Annotated in this window: 23 protein-coding genes, 2 tRNA genes and 2 pseudogenes; all 27 read left to right on the forward strand. The window is 51.4% G+C overall.

The features are described from left to right. The first annotated feature begins 3 nt into the window (after positions 1–3). Entirely contained in the window at positions 4–1374 is a 1371-nt protein-coding gene (gene secY, locus MTH_RS00130) for a preprotein translocase subunit SecY (protein ID WP_010875668.1), read from the forward strand. Between the two features lie 22 nt (positions 1375–1396). Continuing rightward, complete coding sequence (locus tag MTH_RS00135; RefSeq protein ID WP_048060730.1) at positions 1397–1954, forward strand: adenylate kinase; 558 nt, start codon at positions 1397–1399, stop codon at positions 1952–1954. Between the two features lie 18 nt (positions 1955–1972). Next, positions 1973–2539, forward strand: a complete 567-nt coding sequence (locus MTH_RS00140; RefSeq protein WP_010875670.1) for an EMC3/TMCO1 family protein — start codon at positions 1973–1975, stop codon at positions 2537–2539. Between the two features lie 18 nt (positions 2540–2557). Beyond that, positions 2558–2824: a 50S ribosomal protein L34e gene (locus tag MTH_RS00145; RefSeq protein ID WP_010875671.1), complete on the forward strand. Its 267-nt coding sequence runs from the start codon at positions 2558–2560 to the stop codon at positions 2822–2824. After that, positions 2824–3340: pseudogene (gene cmk / locus MTH_RS00150) on the forward strand ((d)CMP kinase). Before MTH_RS00145 ends, cmk begins: the two are co-directional and overlap by 1 nt. Further along, positions 3340–3567 (forward strand): 50S ribosomal protein L14e, encoded by a 228-nt coding sequence (locus MTH_RS00155; RefSeq protein WP_010875673.1) that lies wholly within the window; start codon positions 3340–3342, stop codon positions 3565–3567. Before cmk ends, MTH_RS00155 begins: the two are co-directional and overlap by 1 nt. 29 nt (positions 3568–3596) lie before the next feature. Next, a complete protein-coding gene (locus tag MTH_RS00160) occupies positions 3597–4556 on the forward strand; it encodes an RNA-guided pseudouridylation complex pseudouridine synthase subunit Cbf5 (RefSeq protein WP_048060731.1) in 960 nt (319 codons plus the stop codon). A gap of 61 nt (positions 4557–4617) precedes the next feature. Further along, positions 4618–4702, forward strand: a tRNA-Ser gene (locus tag MTH_RS00165). Positions 4703–4792: 90 nt separating this feature from the next. Beyond that, positions 4793–5242, forward strand: a complete 450-nt coding sequence (locus MTH_RS00170; protein ID WP_010875675.1) for a 30S ribosomal protein S13 — start codon at positions 4793–4795, stop codon at positions 5240–5242. 16 nt (positions 5243–5258) lie between these two features. After that, positions 5259–5774: a 30S ribosomal protein S4 gene (gene rpsD, locus MTH_RS00175; protein ID WP_010875676.1), complete on the forward strand. Its 516-nt coding sequence runs from the start codon at positions 5259–5261 to the stop codon at positions 5772–5774. Positions 5775–5791: 17 nt separating this feature from the next. Next, positions 5792–6184 (forward strand): 30S ribosomal protein S11, encoded by a 393-nt coding sequence (locus MTH_RS00180; protein ID WP_010875677.1) that lies wholly within the window; start codon positions 5792–5794, stop codon positions 6182–6184. 1 nt (position 6185) lies between these two features. After that, complete coding sequence (locus MTH_RS00185; RefSeq protein ID WP_010875678.1) at positions 6186–6980, forward strand: DNA-directed RNA polymerase subunit D; 795 nt, start codon at positions 6186–6188, stop codon at positions 6978–6980. A 3-nt stretch (positions 6981–6983) separates the two neighbouring features. Further along, on the forward strand, positions 6984–7349 hold the full coding sequence (locus MTH_RS00190; RefSeq protein ID WP_010875679.1) for a 50S ribosomal protein L18e: 366 nt from the start codon (positions 6984–6986) through the stop codon (positions 7347–7349). 10 nt (positions 7350–7359) lie between these two features. Then, positions 7360–7773 (forward strand): annotated as a pseudogene (locus tag MTH_RS00195) (50S ribosomal protein L13); the annotation flags it as partial. A gap of 24 nt (positions 7774–7797) precedes the next feature. Then, the gene (locus MTH_RS00200) at positions 7798–8199 is read left to right on the forward strand and encodes a 30S ribosomal protein S9 (protein WP_048061175.1); all 402 of its coding nucleotides are present in this window, start codon (positions 7798–7800) and stop codon (positions 8197–8199) included. Positions 8200–8257: 58 nt separating this feature from the next. Next, complete coding sequence (locus MTH_RS00205; RefSeq protein ID WP_010875681.1) at positions 8258–8425, forward strand: DNA-directed RNA polymerase subunit N; 168 nt, start codon at positions 8258–8260, stop codon at positions 8423–8425. Continuing rightward, a tRNA-Pro gene (locus MTH_RS09710) sits at positions 8426–8548 on the forward strand. It begins immediately after the preceding gene. A gap of 54 nt (positions 8549–8602) precedes the next feature. Then, positions 8603–8782, forward strand: coding sequence for a DNA-directed RNA polymerase subunit K (locus MTH_RS00210; RefSeq protein ID WP_162828720.1), 180 nt, complete (start codon positions 8603–8605; stop codon positions 8780–8782). Positions 8783–8833: 51 nt separating this feature from the next. Then, positions 8834–10084, forward strand: coding sequence for a phosphopyruvate hydratase (gene eno, locus MTH_RS00215; protein ID WP_010875683.1), 1251 nt, complete (start codon positions 8834–8836; stop codon positions 10082–10084). Positions 10085–10111: 27 nt separating this feature from the next. Further along, on the forward strand, positions 10112–10708 hold the full coding sequence (gene rpsB, locus MTH_RS00220; RefSeq protein ID WP_010875684.1) for a 30S ribosomal protein S2: 597 nt from the start codon (positions 10112–10114) through the stop codon (positions 10706–10708). Between the two features lie 10 nt (positions 10709–10718). Beyond that, the gene (gene amrB, locus MTH_RS00225; protein WP_010875685.1) at positions 10719–11552 is read left to right on the forward strand and encodes an AmmeMemoRadiSam system protein B; all 834 of its coding nucleotides are present in this window, start codon (positions 10719–10721) and stop codon (positions 11550–11552) included. A gap of 15 nt (positions 11553–11567) precedes the next feature. Continuing rightward, entirely contained in the window at positions 11568–12479 is a 912-nt protein-coding gene (mvk, locus tag MTH_RS00230; protein WP_010875686.1) for a mevalonate kinase, read from the forward strand. A gap of 21 nt (positions 12480–12500) precedes the next feature. Then, positions 12501–13301 (forward strand): isopentenyl phosphate kinase, encoded by an 801-nt coding sequence (locus MTH_RS00235; protein WP_010875687.1) that lies wholly within the window; start codon positions 12501–12503, stop codon positions 13299–13301. 73 nt (positions 13302–13374) lie between these two features. Continuing rightward, positions 13375–14424 (forward strand): type 2 isopentenyl-diphosphate Delta-isomerase, encoded by a 1050-nt coding sequence (fni, locus tag MTH_RS00240; protein ID WP_010875688.1) that lies wholly within the window; start codon positions 13375–13377, stop codon positions 14422–14424. Position 14425: 1 nt separating this feature from the next. Then, positions 14426–15778, forward strand: a complete 1353-nt coding sequence (locus MTH_RS00245; RefSeq protein ID WP_010875689.1) for an RNase J family beta-CASP ribonuclease — start codon at positions 14426–14428, stop codon at positions 15776–15778. Next, on the forward strand, positions 15775–16752 hold the full coding sequence (gene idsA / locus MTH_RS00250; RefSeq protein WP_010875690.1) for a short chain isoprenyl diphosphate synthase IdsA: 978 nt from the start codon (positions 15775–15777) through the stop codon (positions 16750–16752). Before MTH_RS00245 ends, idsA begins: the two co-directional genes overlap by 4 nt. Next, positions 16753–18414, forward strand: a complete 1662-nt coding sequence (gene gltX, locus MTH_RS00255) for a glutamate--tRNA ligase (protein ID WP_010875691.1) — start codon at positions 16753–16755, stop codon at positions 18412–18414. Positions 18415–18593 lie beyond the last annotated feature (179 nt).

The following is an 18593-nucleotide window of genomic DNA, read 5'->3' on the forward strand; positions in this document are numbered from 1 at the left end:
GGAGTGGAGCAGTTGAAGGAAAAATTTGAACCCCTATTCTCAGTCCTGCCCCAGGTAAAGTCACCTGGTTACAGGGTTCCCTTCAGGGAGAAACTCAAATGGACGGGCATAATCCTTGTCCTTTATTTCTTCCTGGCCCAGATACCCCTTTATGGTTTGAGTGCAAATGCAGTGGACCAGTTTGCCCAGTTCAGGGCTGTGCTCGCAGGAAACTTTGGTTCAATACTCACCCTGGGTATAGGTCCAATAGTATCAGCATCAATCATACTCCAGCTCCTGGTAGGGGGTAAGATCCTTAAACTTGACCTTTCGAGGCATGAGGATAAGGCGTTTTTCCAGGGACTGCAGAAGCTCCTTGCCATTGTATTCACATTCTTCGAGGCCCTGATATTCGTACTCACAGGGTCACTGGCACCATCAGCTCCACAGTTTGTCTGGGTCCTCATACTCCAGCTCACCATCGGAGGGATACTGATAATATTCCTTGATGAGGTGGTTTCCAAGTGGGGATTCGGTAGCGGTGTCGGACTATTCATCGCAGCGGGAGTATCCCAGGAGATAATCGTGGGTGCATTCAACCCGCTCTCAGCACCCACCCAGCCAGGGGTGCCTGCAGGTAGAATAACAGGTTTCCTCTACCTCCTATTCACAGGGCAGTCACCGGACTTCCAGTACTATGTGCTCCCTGTACTGGCCCTCATAGCTGTGTTCCTTGTGGTTGTATACGCGGAGAGTATGCGTGTTGAGATACCCATATCCATGGGTGGGGGTAAGAGGCTCTCAAGGGGTGCTGTTGGAAAGTATCCCCTCAGGTTCATATACGCAAGTAACATGCCGGTTATACTCACAAGCGCCCTCCTCCTCAACGTCCAGCTCCTTGCCAATGTCTTCCAGAAACTGGGATACCCCATACTGGGTACCGTCAGCAATGGACAGGCAGTTGATGGGCTGGCATATCTCCTGACAGCCCCCAGGTCCATCGACGCCCTCATACTCGACCCCTTCAGGGTCGTCTTCTATGCGGTTGTATTCATCGGACTCTGTGTCCTCTTTGCCTGGCTCTGGGTTGAGATAAGTAACATCGGCCCGAGGCATGTTGCGAGGCAGCTGTACCAGATGGGTATGCAGATACCTGGCTTCAGGAGCAGCAGGGGCCAGTTTGAGAAGATACTTAAACGCTACATACCCACCATAACCATACTTGGTGGAGCATTTGTGGGGCTCCTTGCATTCGTGGCTGACCTCACAGGTTCACTCGGTGGAGGAACAGGTGTACTTCTCACCGTGGGTATAGTTTACAGACTCTATGAGGAGATAGCCCAGGAACAGCTCATGGACATGCACCCGATACTTCGAAGCTTCCTGGGTGATTAGAACTAAATTCGGAAGTGGTACCATGAAGGTTGTTGTAGTTGCGGGAATACCTGGTTCAGGAAGCACAACGGTCCTTGAGAACACCCTTAAGGAGCTTGACTATCTCAATGTGAACTACGGGGACGTCATGCTTGAAATAGCGGTTGAGAAGGGCCTCGTTGAAAACAGGGATCAGATGAGGACACTCCCACCTGAGGTTCAGAAGGATATACAGAGGGCTGCTGCGAAAAGTATAAGAGAAAGGTCACTGGAGAATAATATAATCGTCGACACACACTGCACCATAAAGACGCCCGCTGGTTTTCTGCCAGGTCTTCCAGTATGGGTACTTGAGGAACTGGAACCTGACATGTTTGTGCTTGTTGAAGCCGATGCAGAGGAGATCTTCACAAGGAGAATAAGTGACAAAACAAGGGACAGGGATGTGGAGTCCCTGCAGGAGATTGACCTGCATCAGCAGATGAACAGGGCCGCTGCGATGGCCTATGCAACACTCACAGGCGCAACGGTTAAAATAGTTAAGAACCATAACAACCAGCTTGAGTCTGCAGTCAGTGAGATGAAAAGCGTTCTGGAGTAAGGTAAAGAGGAAAATAAAATGGTGCTTGAAATTGTTTACGGGGCGCTGAATGCTGTTTTCGGCCCATTCATTGCAATGGACCCGAATCCACAGAACCCCATCTTAACGGTTTTCCTGATATCGGCCATCGTGGCCTTCGTAATAACCCTGGCCAACAAGCTCCTTGTGGACCAGGAGAGGCTGGAGGAACTCAAGGTTGAGATGCAGGAATTCCAGCAGGAAATGATGGAGGCAAGGAAGAAGAATGACATGGCTGCACTGGAGGAGATCCAGAAGAAACAGATGGAGTTCATGGATAAGCAGCGCGAAATGATGACCATGTCATTCAAGCCGATGATAGTCACATTCATACCAATAATCCTTGTCTTCTACTGGATGGGACAGGAGCCACACATAGTCAATACACTGGTCATATTACCCCAGATTGCATACTACGTCCTCCTTGTCCCCCTGTGGCACATGTTCTATGGCATGCCACCAAACGCCCCATCCTATGCCATAGGATGGCTCGGATGGTACATATTATGCTCCTTTGCCATGTCCCAGATATTCAGGAAATTCATGGGACTTAAAGGTGGAATGTAAGGTTATGGAGAGATAAAAATGCCAGAGTTAAGATACAGATCCAGATCATATAAGAGAATCTTCAAGAAAACACCTGGAGGAAGGACAGTTACCCATTACCGCAGAAAGAAACCTTCAAAGCATGTATGTGCTGGCTGCGGAAAGCCACTCCACGGTGTTCCAAGAGGAAGACCCTACGAGATAAGAAAACTCTCAAAATCCAAGAAGAGGCCCAACCGACCATACGGTGGTTACTACTGCTCAAGCTGCGCACGCAAAGTCTTTAAAAAAGAGGCAAGGTCATAATGATCATAACCATCGGTGGTCTGGCAGGAACCGGCACAACGACAGTCGCCAGGATACTCTCTGAGAGGATGGGTATCCCCTGTGTATCTGCTGGAGATGTCTTCAGGCAGATGGCTGCTGAGAGGGAACTTGACATCCTTGAATTCAGCAGGATTGCAGAGGAAAACCCTGAAATTGACATTGAAATTGACAGGAGACAGGCCAGACTTGCAGATGAACACGAGGACCTCATACTTGAGGGCAGACTCTCTGCCCACTTCGCAAGGGCCGACCTTAAGGTGCTCCTCATAGCGCCCTTCGATGTCAGGGCCCAGCGCATAAGTGTCCGGGAATCAAAGGACATAGAGACGGTCAGAGAGGAGATCCGGATACGTGAGAGGAGCGAGGCCCAGAGGTACAGGGAGATTCATGGAATAGATGTGGATGACCTTGAGGTATATGACATTGTGATAAACACCAACCGTTTTGACGCCGAGGCTAGCTGACATCATACTAAAAGTTACTGAGGTGATTTAATGGCAGCAATAGAAGTTGGAAGAGTATGTGTAAAAACCGCAGGAAGAGAAGCCGGTGAAAATGGCGTGATACTCGATATCATCGACAAAAACTTCGTTGAAGTTGTGGGTGTTAACGTTAAAAATAGAAGGTGCAACGTGAGCCACCTCGAACCCACTGAGAATAAGATAGAACTCAAGTCAGATGATATTGAGGAGATAAAGAAGGAACTTGAATCCCTGGAATAAACTCACCTCTTTTTTTGCAGGTATCCCTCATGGCAAACTTCATTGAACTAAAGGAGGCCACCACAAACCCTGACTACGGGTGCCCACCGGCTGAACGGGACATTGAGGCCCATATATCCATGGGTGTTGTGAACCTTGATAAACCCTCAGGTCCAACATCCCATCAGGTGGATTCATGGGTCAGGGACATGCTCCACGTGGAGAAGGTGGGACACGGCGGCACACTCGACCCGAAGGTTACTGGTGTGCTCCCCCTGGGAATAGACAGGGCCACCAGGGTCATGCAGCTCCTCCTGGAGGCTCCTAAGGAGTACGTTTGCCTCATGAGGGTCCACAGGGAGGTGGATGAGGAAAGAATAAGGGAGGTCCTGGGGGAATTTCAGGGGAAGATATTCCAGATACCCCCACTCAAATCCGCAGTTAAAAGGGATCTCCGCGTCAGAACAATCTACCGTGTGGATATACTGGAGGTGGATGGTCAGGATGTTCTCTTCAGGATAGCCTGTGAGGCGGGGACCTATGTGAGAAAGTACTGCCACGATGTTGGCGAGGCCCTTGGTGCAGGTGCCCACATGGCTGAACTCAGACGCACAGCCGTGGGACCCTTCACAGAGGAGGGCCTTGTGACACTCCATGATCTCAAGGACGCATACCAGTTCTGGGTTGAGGATGGAGATGAGACCTTCCTGAGGGAGTGCATCCTCCCCATGGAGTTTGCAGTGGGTCACCTCCCCCGTGTGGTTATCCTGGACTCGGCGGTTGATGCAATATGCCATGGCGCTGATCTTGCACGTGGCGGTATAGCCGGACTGGATGATAACATAGCCTGGGGGGACACCGTCGCCATAATGACCCTCAAGGGCGAACTGGTGGGTGTTGGCGAGGCATCCATGTCTGCACTGGATATTGCAGCGGCAGATGGTGGTCTTGTTATTGAAACCCGCAAGGTCTTCATGGAACCGGGAACCTACCCGAGGATGTGGCGCTAGAAACCGACGGCAGCAATACTTAAATAGATGTCATAATATACAGTTATATGATACATCCTGTGCCGGGATAGCCTAGCCAGGTAAGGCGCAAGACTGGAAATCTTGTGGAGCTTTGCTCCTCCTGGGTTCAAATCCCAGTCCCGGCGTCGGTTAAAGCAACCCTGTTGCACCTACGACTCTTATGAAGAATTCGCAAACCCCCGTCCCGCGAATTCACTCTTACTGGAGGTTAATGAATGGAAGAAGAATTCAAACATATGGTTCGTATTGCCAGAAAGGACATTGATGGTAATAAGACCATGGAAAATGCCCTTACAAGTATAAAGGGCGTTGGTAAGGCTCTTTCAAGGGCAATAATCATGTCAGCAGGATACGATCTCAATCAGAGAATAGGCTACCTTTCCGATGAGGAAATAGAGAGACTTGAAGAGGCCATAAAGAACCCTGCCAAGTATAACATCCCATCATGGATGATCAACAGGCGTAACGATTACGAGACAGGCGAGGACAAGCACCTCATAGAATCTGACCTCGAAATGTGCCTCAGAGAGGACCTCAACAGGATGAGGAAAACAAGGAGCTACAAGGGAAGGAGACACGAACTTGGACTACCTGTCAGGGGACAGAGGACAAAGTCAACATTTAGGAAAGGCTCCTCAGTTGGTGTGAGAAGGAAGAAGAGATAGTTAAGGAGATGTTAAAATGGGACACCCACGTAAGGCAAGGAAAAAGTATGATACTCCACCTCACCCATGGAACGCTGAAAGAATAAAGGAAGAAAACAGGCTCGTGGCAAAATACGGCCTCAAGAACAAGAAGGAAGTCTGGAAAGCAGAGACAATGGTGAGGAGATACAGGAGGGACGCAAGGTACCTCCTTGGTATGGCCAGTGAACACACAGGGAAGGAGAGGGAACAGCTCCTGGGCCACCTCGTCAGGACAGGAATACTCAACGAGGGCGCCAAACTCGAGGACGTCCTGGACCTCACAGTGGAGGACGTGCTCAGGAGAAGACTCCAGACACTGGTCCACAAGAGGGGACTTGCAAGGACCGTGAAGGAGGCCAGGCAGATGGTCATCCACGGCCACATAGCCCTTGACGGAAGGAAGATCGACGCCCCGGGATACATAGTTAAAAGGGGAGAAGAGGATAAGATAGGGTTCTACCCATCATCCCCAATGAAAAAACAGATAGAAGCAGCCCAGGACGCTGAATAATTTCAGGGAGAGATAAAATGGCTGAGAAGGAAAAATGGGGAATTGCAAATATTTACTCATCATTCAACAACACAATAATCACCATCACAGACATAACCGGTGCAGAGACCATAACACAGTGGTCCGGTGGTAAGGTTGTGAGGGCGGACCGTCAGGAGTCCTCACCCTTCGCTGCAATGGAGGCCGCAACAAGGGCAGCTGATGATGCAAAGGAGAAGGGCATCGTCGGCCTGCACATAAAGGTCAGGGCTCCTGGTGGAAACGGTCCAAGGACACCCGGACCAGGTGCACAGGCAGCCATAAGGGCACTGGCAAGGGCTGGAATGAGGATAGGTAAAATTGAGGATGTAACTCCCATACCTCACGATGGAACAGGTAGACCTGGAGGTAAGAGGGGAAGAAGGGTCTAAAATGGATATTGCTCTTAAGGAAAAAACTGATACCGAAATGGTCTTTGTGGTCAGCGGCGTCACGGTTCCATTCATAAACGCCATAAGGAGGATCTGCATGATGGAGGTCCCCAAACTGGCAATTGAGTACGTCAACATGTACAGGAACGACGCCAAGATGTTCGATGAGGTACTGGCCCACAGGCTGGGGCTTGTACCCCTTGCAGCTGACCCTGAATTTGCTGAATCCCTTAAAATGCCTGAGGAGTGCGACTGTGAGGAGTACTGCTCAGAGTGCAGTGTATCCCTCACCCTCAGGAAGAAGGGCCCGGGTGTTGTTTACTCAGGGGATCTTGTTTCAGAAACACCCGCAGTTAAACCGGTTTACCCTGACATTCCCCTTGTGAAGCTTGGAGATGATGATGAGCTTGAACTGGAGGCCGTCGCACAGCTGGGTGTGGGAAGGGAACATGCGAAATGGGAACCCACCACAGCATGCGCATACAAATACTACCCCAGGATAGAGTTCAGTGAAGACTGTGACGAGTGCCTTGAATGCATCGAGGCATGCCCGAGGGATGTTCTTGGAGAGGAATCAGGTAAACCCGTGGTTGTTGACCTTGAAAACTGTTCAATGTGCAAGAGCTGTGTCAGGGCATGTGATAAGAGGGCCATAGATGTGGGATACGAGGAAGGCAAGTTCATATTCAGGATAGAGACCGACGGATCAGTTGACCCAAAGGATGTTCTCCTTAAGGCCTGTGACATCCTCAGGGACAAGGCAGAGCAGGTAATAACATTTTGTGAAGGAGGCTAACCAATGGTAAGGAAGATTACCAAGACGAATCCCAATCTTATAAAACTCATACGTAATCTCAGGAAAAAATCATCCCAGGAAGGCGCAGCAATCTGGAAGGACGTTGCAAGGAGACTCGAAAGGCCCACAAGGAACAGGGCTGCAGTCAATATATCCAAGATAAACAGGCACTCCGATGAGGATGAAACAGTTCTCGTGCCTGGAAAGGTCCTTGGAAGCGGAAACCTTGACCACAGGGTCCAGGTTGTTGCCCTGTCATTTTCACAGACAGCAAGGGATAAGATCGAGAGGGCCGGGGGAGAGTGCCTGACACTCGGAAAAATTGTTGAAGAGAACCCGGCCATTAAGAACATAAAGATAATAGAATAAGGTGTTGCTCATGATCATCAACGGAGAAGGACATATCCTTGGAAGACTGGCAAGTGTCGTCAGCAAGAAGCTCCTTGAGGGGGAGGAAGTGATCGTCTTAAATGCCGAGAAGATCCTGATCACAGGTTCTAAGGAATGGGCATACGGCAAGTACAAGCAGAGGATTGACAGGGCCAGCATATCCAACCCCAGAAGGATGGGTCCCAAGTACCCCAGAAGGCCCGACGACATATTCAGAAGGACCGTGAGGGGCATGCTACCCTACAAGAAATCAAAGGGAAGAGAAGCCTTCAAGGGCCTCAAGGCATATGTGGGTATTCCACGTGAATTCAAGGATGAAGAAATGGTTGAAATACCCGATGCAAAGGCAGGCAGCATAAAAAAGGGAATGGAACTCGGAGAGATCTCAGAACTTCTGGGTGCTAGATTACAGATAGGGAGTGTAATCATGAAGAAGGTTATTCACACAAGCGGCAAAAGGAAAACCGCCATTGCAAGGGGGACCATCAGGGAAGGTAAGGGTAGAGTGAGGATCAACAAGGTCCCGGTTGAACTCTACACACCTGAACTTGCAAGGCTCAAGATCATGGAACCACTGAAACTTGCCGGCGACGTTATAAATGACGTTGACATAAACGTCAGGGTCGTTGGTGGGGGTATAGTTGGACAGGCCGAGGCTGCAAGGATGGTCATCGCCAGGGGACTCGTGGACTGGACCAGTGACATGGACCTCAAGGAGAAGTTCGTACAGTACGACAGGACAATGCTGGTGGGAGACCCCAGACGTTCAGAGCCCAAGAAGTACGGGGGCCGAGGCGCCCGTGCAAGGAGACAGAAGAGTTACAGGTAGATCAATCGATAACTTTATATATTTTTATTTTATAAACTAAAGAGTAGAATGATTCAGTATGATTCCAGTAAGATGTTTAAGCTGCGGAAAACCTGTATCAGCCTATTTCAATGAGTATCAGAGGAGAGTGGCTGATGGAGAGGACCCCAAGGACGTGCTTGATGACCTGGGTCTCAAGAGGTACTGCTGCAGACGAATGTTAATTTCACATGTTGAGACATGGTAGGGGACCGTAGGGTAGCTTGGTCCATCCTCCCAGCCATTGAAGAAGTTTCCGGACTTTTCAACTGGAACGGGGATGGTCAGCACCGGAACGCTGGAGACCCGAGTTCAAATCTCGGCGGTCCCATCAAATCGAATCCAAGAACCTCTATTTTAATGTTTTTCTTGGAGGCATATGCATATGGCGTCAAAAAAACTCACACGTTTTGAAAGGGCTAGGCTGATAGGTGCCAGGGCACTCCAGATATCAATGGGTGCAAGACCACTCGTTGAGATCAAGGAGTCACTGGACCCTGTTGATATAGCCAGAAAGGAACTTGAAAAGAAGGTCATGCCACTGGACGTTAGAAGAGACAAATAAACTCTAATAAACCACTATTTTTCAGTCTAGAGTTTATTATGAGGTGTTTTAATGGAAAGTATTATTGAAGATGTTAGAGTAAGGAAAATTCTTGACAGCAGGGGAAACCCGACGGTTGAGGTTGATGTTATAACCTGGAACGGCTTTGGAAGGGCTGCAGCCCCCAGCGGTGCAAGCACAGGTTCCAGGGAGGTTGCAGCCTTCCCATCAGGGGGGGTTGATGAGATAATAACAGAGGTCGAGGATATAATCTCCTCAGAACTCATAGGAATGGATGCAGTGGACCTCCAGGACATAGACCTCGTCCTAAAGGAGATCGACGGGACCGAAAATCTCTCATCTCTGGGAGGTAACACCGTGGTGGCTGTTTCAATGGCAACCGCAAAGGCAGCAGCATCATCCTACAACATGCCCCTCTACAGGTTCCTCGGCGGAAACCTTGCAACATCCATACCCTACCCCCTGGGTAACATGATAAATGGGGGGGCCCACGCAGGAAAAAACGCCCCTGACATACAGGAGTTCCTGGTTGTGCCTGTGGGTGCTGAGGACATAACCGAGGCGGTTTTCGCAAATGCAGCCGTCCATAAGAGGATAAGGGAGCTCATCCAGAAGAAGGACCCGTCCTTTGCAGGAGGTAAGGGTGATGAGGGCGGATGGGTGCCCAGCCTCTCAAACGGGGACGCCCTGGAGATACAGGCCACTGCCTGTGAGGAGGTAACAGATGAACTCGGTGTTGAGGTGAGACCATCGCTGGACCTTGCAGCGAGCGAATTCTGGGACCCTGAGATTGAGAAGTACGTCTACAGGCAGGAGAACGTCCAGAAGGACACAGGCGAACAGATAGAATTTGTTAAGGAGATAATTGAAACCTATGACATGTACTATGTCGAGGACCCCCTCCATGAGGGAGACCTTGAGGGTTTCGCCGAGCTGACATCCCTGGTTGGTGACCGCTGCATGATCTGTGGTGACGATATCTTCGTGACCAACAGGGAGATACTCAGGGAGGGTATAGAGATGGGTGCAGCCAACGCCATAATCATCAAGCCCAACCAGATAGGCACCCTCACAGACACCTACCTCACCGTCAAACTGGCCCTCGAGAACAGGTACACCCCTGTGGTTTCACACAGGTCAGGTGAGACAACAGATGATACCATAGCCCACCTTGCGGTGGCCTTCGGAGCACCCCTCATAAAGACAGGTGCAATAGGCGGTGAGAGGATAGCCAAACTCAACGAACTCATACGCATACAGGAAGAGATTCCATATTCAAGGATGGCTGATCTGCCATTTTAAATATTGAAACTTATTTGAGGTGATAGATTGTCAGAACTACTAATACCACTGGACAAATACCTTGCAGCAGGACTGCACATTGGAACACAGCAGAAAACAGCTGATATGGAGAAGTACATTTACCGTGTGAGATCAGACGGACTCTACGTCCTCGATATAAGGAAGACAAATGACAGGGTAATCGCGGCTTCAAAGTTCCTCTCAAAGTATGAACCCGATGACATCCTCGCTGTTTCAACAAGACAGTATGGACAGGAACCTGTGAGGAAATTCGGTGAAGTTACAGGTGCAAGGACCATACCTGGAAGGTTCATACCCGGTACACTCACAAATCCTAACTATGCGAAGTTCATTGAACCGGAGGTCCTGGTGGCCACAGATCCAAGATCAGATTCACAGGCAATCATCGAGGCCAAACAGATAGGCATACCTGTGGTTGCCCTCTGTGACACTGAAAACCTCCTTGGAAATGTTGATATAGCAATACCCGTCAACAACAAGGGACGTAAGGCCATAGCCCTTGTCTACTGGTTACTGGCAAGGCAGTTCCTCCGGGAGAAGGGCATCCTCAAGGAGGATGAGGACCTGGACATACCTCCAACAGAGTTCGAACTGAAGATCTAGAAGTGGTCATATGATAAGGAGACCTGCAGTGGCGGGAGCTTTCTATGAACGGGACCCCGCGGCCCTCAGAAGGCGCATTGAATGGTGTTTCGAGCATGAGCTCGGACCCGGCACCCTTCCGGCAGTGGGGTCCATGAGGAGGATAAAGGGGGTGATCGCCCCCCACGCAGGTTACATGTATTCAGGACCCGTGGCAGCACACGCCTACCATGAGCTGGTATCCGATGGAATCCCCGGGACCCTGGTGATAATCTGCCCCAACCACACAGGGATGGGGTCAGGTGTATCGCTTATGCAGCAGGGTGCATGGGAGACACCCCTCGGTACAGTGGAGATAGACTCAGAGCTTGCAGAAGCCATTGTGAGAGAATCAGGGATCATAGACCTGGATGAGACAGCACACCTCGCCGAGCACAGCTGTGAGGTGCATGTACCCTTCATCCAGTACTTCACAGATAACTTCAGGATAGTTCCAGTTACCATGTGGATGCAGGGCCATGAGACAGCCGCCGATGTTGGACATGCGGTCGCATCAGCCATCAGGGAAACCGGAAGGGATGCGGCTGTCATCGCAAGCACAGACTTCACACACTACAGTCCACAGGACATTGCTGAAGCCACCGACAGAAGGATCATTGACAGGATAACAGCAATGGATGATACCGGCATGTACGGTGTTATCAGTGAACTCAACGCAACCATGTGCGGTTATGGGCCGGTAGCGGCTACCATCATAGCCTCAAGGATTCTTGGAGCCACAGAATGCGACCTACTGAGATATGCAACAAGTGGAGATGTTACCGGTGACCGCAGCTCGGTGGTGGGCTACGCTCACTTGTCCTGAGATAAGGGTGAAACATTGAAGTCGTCGGCATCCGCACCTGCCAAGGCCATTCTTTTTGGTGAACACGCAGTGGTCTACAGCAAGCCGGCAATAGCAGCCGCCATAGACCGCAGGGTGACTGTAACCGTAAGTGAATCCAGCAGCACCCATGTAACCATCCCCTCCCTGGGTATACGCCACAGTTCAGAGAGACCATCCGGTGGCATCCTGGACTACATCGGGAGGTGCCTCGAGCTTTACCATGACGCATCACCCCTTGACATCAGGGTGGAGATGGAGATACCCGCCGGTTCAGGCCTAGGTTCATCGGCTGCACTCACCGTTGCACTGATAGGTCCCCTCGACAGGTACCATGGAAGGGATCATGGACCCGGGGAGACAGCAGCCAGGGCCCACAGGGTGGAGGTTGATGTACAGGGAGCCGCCAGCCCCCTTGACACAGCCATCAGCACCTATGGGGGCCTTGTATACCTTGACAGCCAGAGGAGGGTGAGGCAGTTTGAGGCCGACCTGGGGGACCTTGTAATAGCACACCTTGACTATTCAGGGGAAACAGCCAGGATGGTTGCCGGCGTAGCTGAAAGGTTCAGGAGATTCCCGGATATCATGGGGAGGATAATGGACACAGTTGAGTCCATAACCAATACAGCATACAGGGAACTTCTAAGGAACAACACAGAACCCCTGGGGGAGCTCATGAACCTCAACCAGGGGCTGCTGGACTCCATGGGCGTTTCCACACGTGAACTTTCAATGATGGTCTATGAGGCAAGGAACGCCGGGGCAGCAGGTTCAAAGATCACAGGAGCCGGCGGCGGCGGGAGCATAATAGCCCACTGCCCGGGATGTGTGGATGATGTTGTCACGGCCCTTAACAGGAACTGGAAAGCCATGAGGGCAGAGTTTTCGGTTAAGGGACTCATCTAATATTCACAGGGTGCATATGTAATGATCATTCTCAAGCTTGGTGGAAGTGTAATTACCAGGAAGGACTCTGAGGAACCTGCAATAGACAGGGATAACCTTGAAAGGATAGCCTCAGAGATAGGGAACGCTTCGCCATCATCATTGATGATAGTGCACGGCGCAGGGTCCTTTGGCCACCCATTTGCAGGTGAGTACAGGATAGGCTCGGAGATAGAGAATGAGGAGGACCTCAGGCGCCGGAGGTTTGGATTTGCACTGACCCAGAACTGGGTTAAAAAGCTTAACAGCCATGTATGCGACGCACTCCTTGCTGAGGGAATTCCAGCAGTTTCAATGCAGCCATCAGCTTTCATAAGGGCCCATGCTGGCCGCATAAGCCACGCGGATATCTCACTGATCAGATCCTACCTTGAGGAGGGTATGGTACCGGTGGTCTACGGTGACGTTGTACTTGACTCAGACAGGAGGTTGAAATTTTCTGTCATATCAGGAGACCAGCTGATAAACCACTTCTCCCTGAGGCTGATGCCGGAGAGGGTCATACTCGGGACAGATGTGGACGGGGTATACACCAGGAACCCTAAGAAGCACCCCGATGCAAGGCTCCTTGATGTTATAGGATCACTCGATGACCTTGAATCCCTTGACGGGACACTTAACACTGATGTGACGGGTGGAATGGTCGGTAAGATAAGGGAACTCCTTCTGCTTGCAGAGAAGGGTGTGGAATCTGAAATAATTAATGCTGCAGTGCCCGGAAATATTGAGAGGGCCCTCCTGGGAGAGGAGGTACGGGGCACAAGAATCACAGGGAAACATTGAGGACATTCACGATTATCAATCAACATTCAAAGGAATTTATAGGGTGATGGAAAATTTTTAAGGGCGTTAAAATATGATTTCGGATAGGAAACTGGAGCATCTGATCCTGTGCGCCAGCTGTGATGTTGAGTACAGGAAGAAGACAGGCTTCGAGGATATTGAGATAGTTCACAGAGCCATACCTGAAATAAACAAGGAAAAGATAGATATAAGCCTTGATTTTCTCGGCAGGGAATTATCATCTCCTGTAATGATAAGTGCAATCACAGGCGGCCACCCGGCCTCCATGAAGATAAACAGGGAACTTGCCAGGGCGGCAGAGAAACTTGGAATAGCACTTGGACTTGGAAGTCAGAGGGCCGGGGTGGAGCACCCTGAACTTGAGGGGACCTACACCATCGCAAGGGAGGAGGCACCCTCAGCAATGCTCATAGGTAACATTGGAAGTTCACATATCGAATACGCTGAAAGGGCCGTGGAGATGATAGATGCAGACGCCCTGGCAGTGCACCTCAACCCACTCCAGGAGTCCATACAGCCCGGAGGAGACGTTGACTCATCAGGGGCCCTCGAGTCCATATCAGCAATAGTTGAGTCAGTGGACGTCCCGGTAATGGTGAAGGAGACAGGGGCAGGTATATGCTCAGAGGATGCCATTGAACTTGAATCCTGTGGTGTATCAGCCATAGATGTTGCAGGTGCAGGCGGCACCAGCTGGGCTGCCGTGGAAACATACCGGGCGGATGACAGGTACCTCGGAGAACTCTTCTGGGACTGGGGCATACCAACCGCTGCAAGCACCGTGGAGGTCGTGGAATCTGTCAGCATCCCGGTAATAGCATCAGGGGGTATCAGGAGCGGGATCGACGCCGCCAAGGCAATATCCCTCGGTGCAGAAATGGTGGGGATTGCACTCCCGGTCCTTGAAGCAGCGGGGCATGGCTACAGGGAAGTTATTAAGGTAATTGAGGGATTCAATGAGGCCCTCAGGACTGCAATGTACCTGGCAGGTGCAGAGACACTTGACGATCTTAAAAAATCACCAGTCATAATAACAGGCCATACAGGAGAATGGCTGAACCAAAGGGGCTTTGAAACTAAAAAATACGCCAGGAGGTCATAATTTGAGCGTAGAAGTAATTGCGATCGGCGGATACGAGGAAGTTGGTAAGAACATGTCCGCCGTTAAGGTAGGAGATGACGTTGTAATATTTGATATGGGGATTCACCTTGACAGGGTTCACATACATGAGGACACAGATATAGCAAGGATGCACAGCCTCGACCTCATTGAGAGGGGGGTCATCCCCGACGATACCCTCATGAAGGACGTTGACGGGAAGGTCAGGGCCATAGTATTCACCCATGGGCACCTTGACCATATAGGGGCAGTTGCAAAACTCGCCCACAGGTACCAGGCGCCCATAATAGCAACACCCTACACCATAGCACTCATAGAGAGAACAATAAAGGCTGAGAGGAAGTTCAACGTCCTCAACACACTCCAGGTACTGAACGCCGGGGAGAAGTGTCAGATATCACCGGGTATAACCCTGGAGTTCATCCAGTCAACCCACAGCATACCCCAGTCAGTGATAGCAGCCCTGCACACACCGGAGGGCATAATAGTCTATGCACTGGACTTCAAATTCGACGACCACCAGAAGATATCCCCACCACCAGACTACCACCGTCTCAGGGAACTTGGAAGGAAGGGCGTCCTCGCCATGATAGTCGAGACAACAAGGGCCAATGAGAAGCAGGAGGTCAAGACCCACTCAGAGAAGGTTGCAAGGATAGTCCTGGAGGACATAATGAAGAACCCCCTGGAGGAGAAGACCGGGATGATCGTGACAACCTTCTCATCCCACATGGAACGTATACAGGCCATAAGTGACATAGCATCAAAGAGCGACAGGCAGATGCTTCTCCTGGGAAGGTCAATGGAGCGCTACTGTGGACTCGCAGAGGCAATGGGGATCCTGAAACTCCCTGAGAATGCGAGCATATATGGAAGTCCCAAGGCAGTTAACAGGGCCCTTGCACGTGCAGAGGCAAAGCGCGAGGACTACCTCCTCATAACCACGGGACATCAGGGGGAACCCGACGCACTGCTCCCAAGGATAGCCAATGCAAAGACCCAGTTCAGGATACAGAGGGGTGATAATGTTGTGATATCAGCCCCGGTCATCCCGAACCCCATGAACGTTGCCAACAGGAACCTGATGGAGAGGCGTCTGGCATCAAGCGGTGCCAGGATCTACACCAACGCCCATGTGTCAGGGCATGCTGGAAGGGAGGACCACAGGGACTTCATAAGAATGCTGAACCCCATGCACATAATACCTGCCCACGGTGACCTGAGCATGCTCTCGGCCTACGCAGAGATAGCAGAGGAGGAGGGCTACAAGCTGGGTAACGATATACATATCCTAAGGAATGGACAGGCACAGGTCTTTAATGGAGGTATCCGATGATGGAAGTAATGGATATTCTAAGGAAGTACTCTGAAATGGCTGATGAGAGGATAAGGGAGTCCATCAGTGACATAACACCCGAGACGTTACTCAGAGCATCAGAACACCTCATCACAGCAGGCGGTAAGAAGATAAGACCATCACTGGCCCTCTTAAGCTCTGAGGCTGTTGGCGGAGACCCCGGGGATGCTGCGGGTGTTGCAGCGGCAATAGAACTGATCCACACATTCTCACTCATCCACGATGATATAATGGATGACGATGAGATCAGGAGAGGCGAACCTGCCGTCCATGTCCTCTGGGGGGAACCCATGGCCATACTCGCCGGTGATGTTCTCTTCTCAAAGGCCTTCGAGGCGGTTATCAGGAACGGTGACTCTGAAATGGTGAAGGAAGCTCTTGCAGTTGTCGTTGACTCCTGCGTCAAGATATGTGAGGGCCAGGCCCTTGACATGGGATTCGAGGAGAGGCTGGACGTCACAGAGGAGGAATACATGGAGATGATCTACAAGAAGACAGCAGCCCTCATCGCAGCAGCAACAAAGGCCGGGGCGATAATGGGTGGTGGTTCACCCCAGGAGATCGCCGCCCTCGAGGACTATGGCAGATGCATTGGTCTCGCATTCCAGATACACGACGACTACCTCGACGTGGTCAGTGACGAGGAATCCCTTGGCAAACCAGTGGGCAGTGACATAGCAGAGGGAAAGATGACCCTCATGGTTGTGAAGGCACTTGAGAGGGCATCAGAGAAGGACAGGGAGAGGCTGATATCCATCCTGGGCTCCGGGGACGAGAAACTTGTGGCAGAGGCCATAGAGATATTTGAACGATACGGGGCAACAGAATATGCCCATGCTGTGGCCCTGGACCATGTGAGGATGGCAAAGGAACGCCTCGAGGTACTTGAGGAATCGGATGCAAGGGAAGCCCTCGCCATGATAGCCGACTTCGTCCTTGAAAGGGAACACTAGGTGGTGCCAGTGGAGGACCTTGTCTACAGGTACGCACTCCTGAACGCTGTGAAACACAGGGGAAGGGCAAACCCGGGGGCCGTCATGGGGGCCGTCATGAGCAACGAACCTGAACTCAGGAAGATGGCGCCCCAGGTTAAGGAAGCAGTTGAGGCCGCTGTTGAGAGGGTTAACAGTTTAAGCCCCGAGGAGCAGCAGCAGGAGATGGAGAGGCTGGGCCTTGAGATCACCGAGAGGAAACAGAAGAAGCGGAAGGGTCTAAGGGAACTGGCCGGGGTGAAGGGTGAGGTGGTCCTCAGGTTCGCCCCCAACCCCAGCGGACCCCTCCACATAGGCCATGCAAGGGCCGCGATCCTCAACCATGAATATGCAAGGAAATATGACGGCAGGCTCATCCTCAGGATAGAGGACACGGACCCCCGCAGGGTTGACCCGGAGGCCTACGATATGATTCCAGCCGACCTTGAGTGGCTGGGCGTTGAATGGGATGAGACAGTTATCCAGAGCGACCGCATGGAAACCTACTATGAGTACACAGAGAAACTCATAGAGAGGGGTGGTGCGTATGTATGCACATGCAGGCCGGAGGAGTTCAGGGAACTCAAGAACAGGGGAGAGGCCTGTCACTGCAGGTCCCTTGGTTTCAGGGAGAACCTCCAGCGATGGAGGGAAATGTTCGAGATGAAGGAGGGCTCAGCCGTTGTGAGGGTTAAAACGGACCTGAACCACCCAAACCCTGCCATAAGAGACTGGGTCTCAATGAGGATCGTTGAGGCAGAGCACCCACGCACCGGTACACGCTACAGGGTCTACCCCATGATGAACTTCTCAGTGGCGGTTGATGACCACCTCCTTGGCGTGACACACGTCCTGAGGGGTAAGGACCACCTGGCAAACAGAGAGAAGCAGGAGTACCTCTACAGGCACCTTGGCTGGGAGCCCCCCGAATTCATACACTACGGGCGCCTGAAGATGGACGACGTTGCACTCAGCACCTCGGGGGCCCGTGAGGGCATCCTCAGGGGTGAGTATTCTGGATGGGACGACCCACGCCTCGGAACCCTGAGGGCCATTGCAAGGAGGGGTATACGACCGGAGGCCATAAGAAAGTTAATGGTTGAAATCGGCGTAAAGATAGCAGATTCCACAATGAGCTGGAAGAAGATCTACGGCCTCAACAGGAGCATCCTCGAAGAGGAGGCCAGGAGGTACTTCTTTGCTGCAGATCCTGTTAAACTTGAAGTGGTGGGTTTACCCGGACCTGTCAGGGTTGAAAGGCCCCTACACCCGGACCACCCTGAAATCGGGAACAGGGTACTTGAACTGAGGGGTGAGGTGTACCTGCCGGGCGATGACCTTGGGGAAGGACCGCTGCGCCTCATAGACGCGGTTAACGTGATCTACTCTGGGGGTGAACTGAGGTACCACAGTGAGGGCATCGAGGAGGCCCGTGAACTCGGCGCTTCAATGATACACTGGGTCCCTGCAGAGTCCGCCCTTGAGGCCGAGGTCATCATGCCGGACGCCTCCAGGGTGAGGGGAGTCATCGAGGCTGACGCATCAGAACTGGAGGTTGATGATGTTGTGCAGCTTGAGAGGTTCGGCTTCGCCCGCCTGGATTCTGCAGGCCCAGGAATGGTCTTCTACTATGCCCACAAATGATTTTTCTGTTTTCTGGGGTTTATAATTCCTTTTTTAACAGGGTATCCCTGAGAAAGAATTTTTTGTTTTCCAGCAGTGATCCGGCTTCTTCACAGGCTGGGGATTCAGCACAGCAATTTTTATTAACTCCAGTGGACTACATGATAATATCATTCTTCTCGTGTTGAATTAACTTCTGG

It is taken from the genome of Methanothermobacter thermautotrophicus str. Delta H (assembly GCF_000008645.1).
Taxonomy (GTDB): Archaea; Methanobacteriota; Methanobacteria; order Methanobacteriales; family Methanothermobacteraceae; genus Methanothermobacter; species Methanothermobacter thermautotrophicus.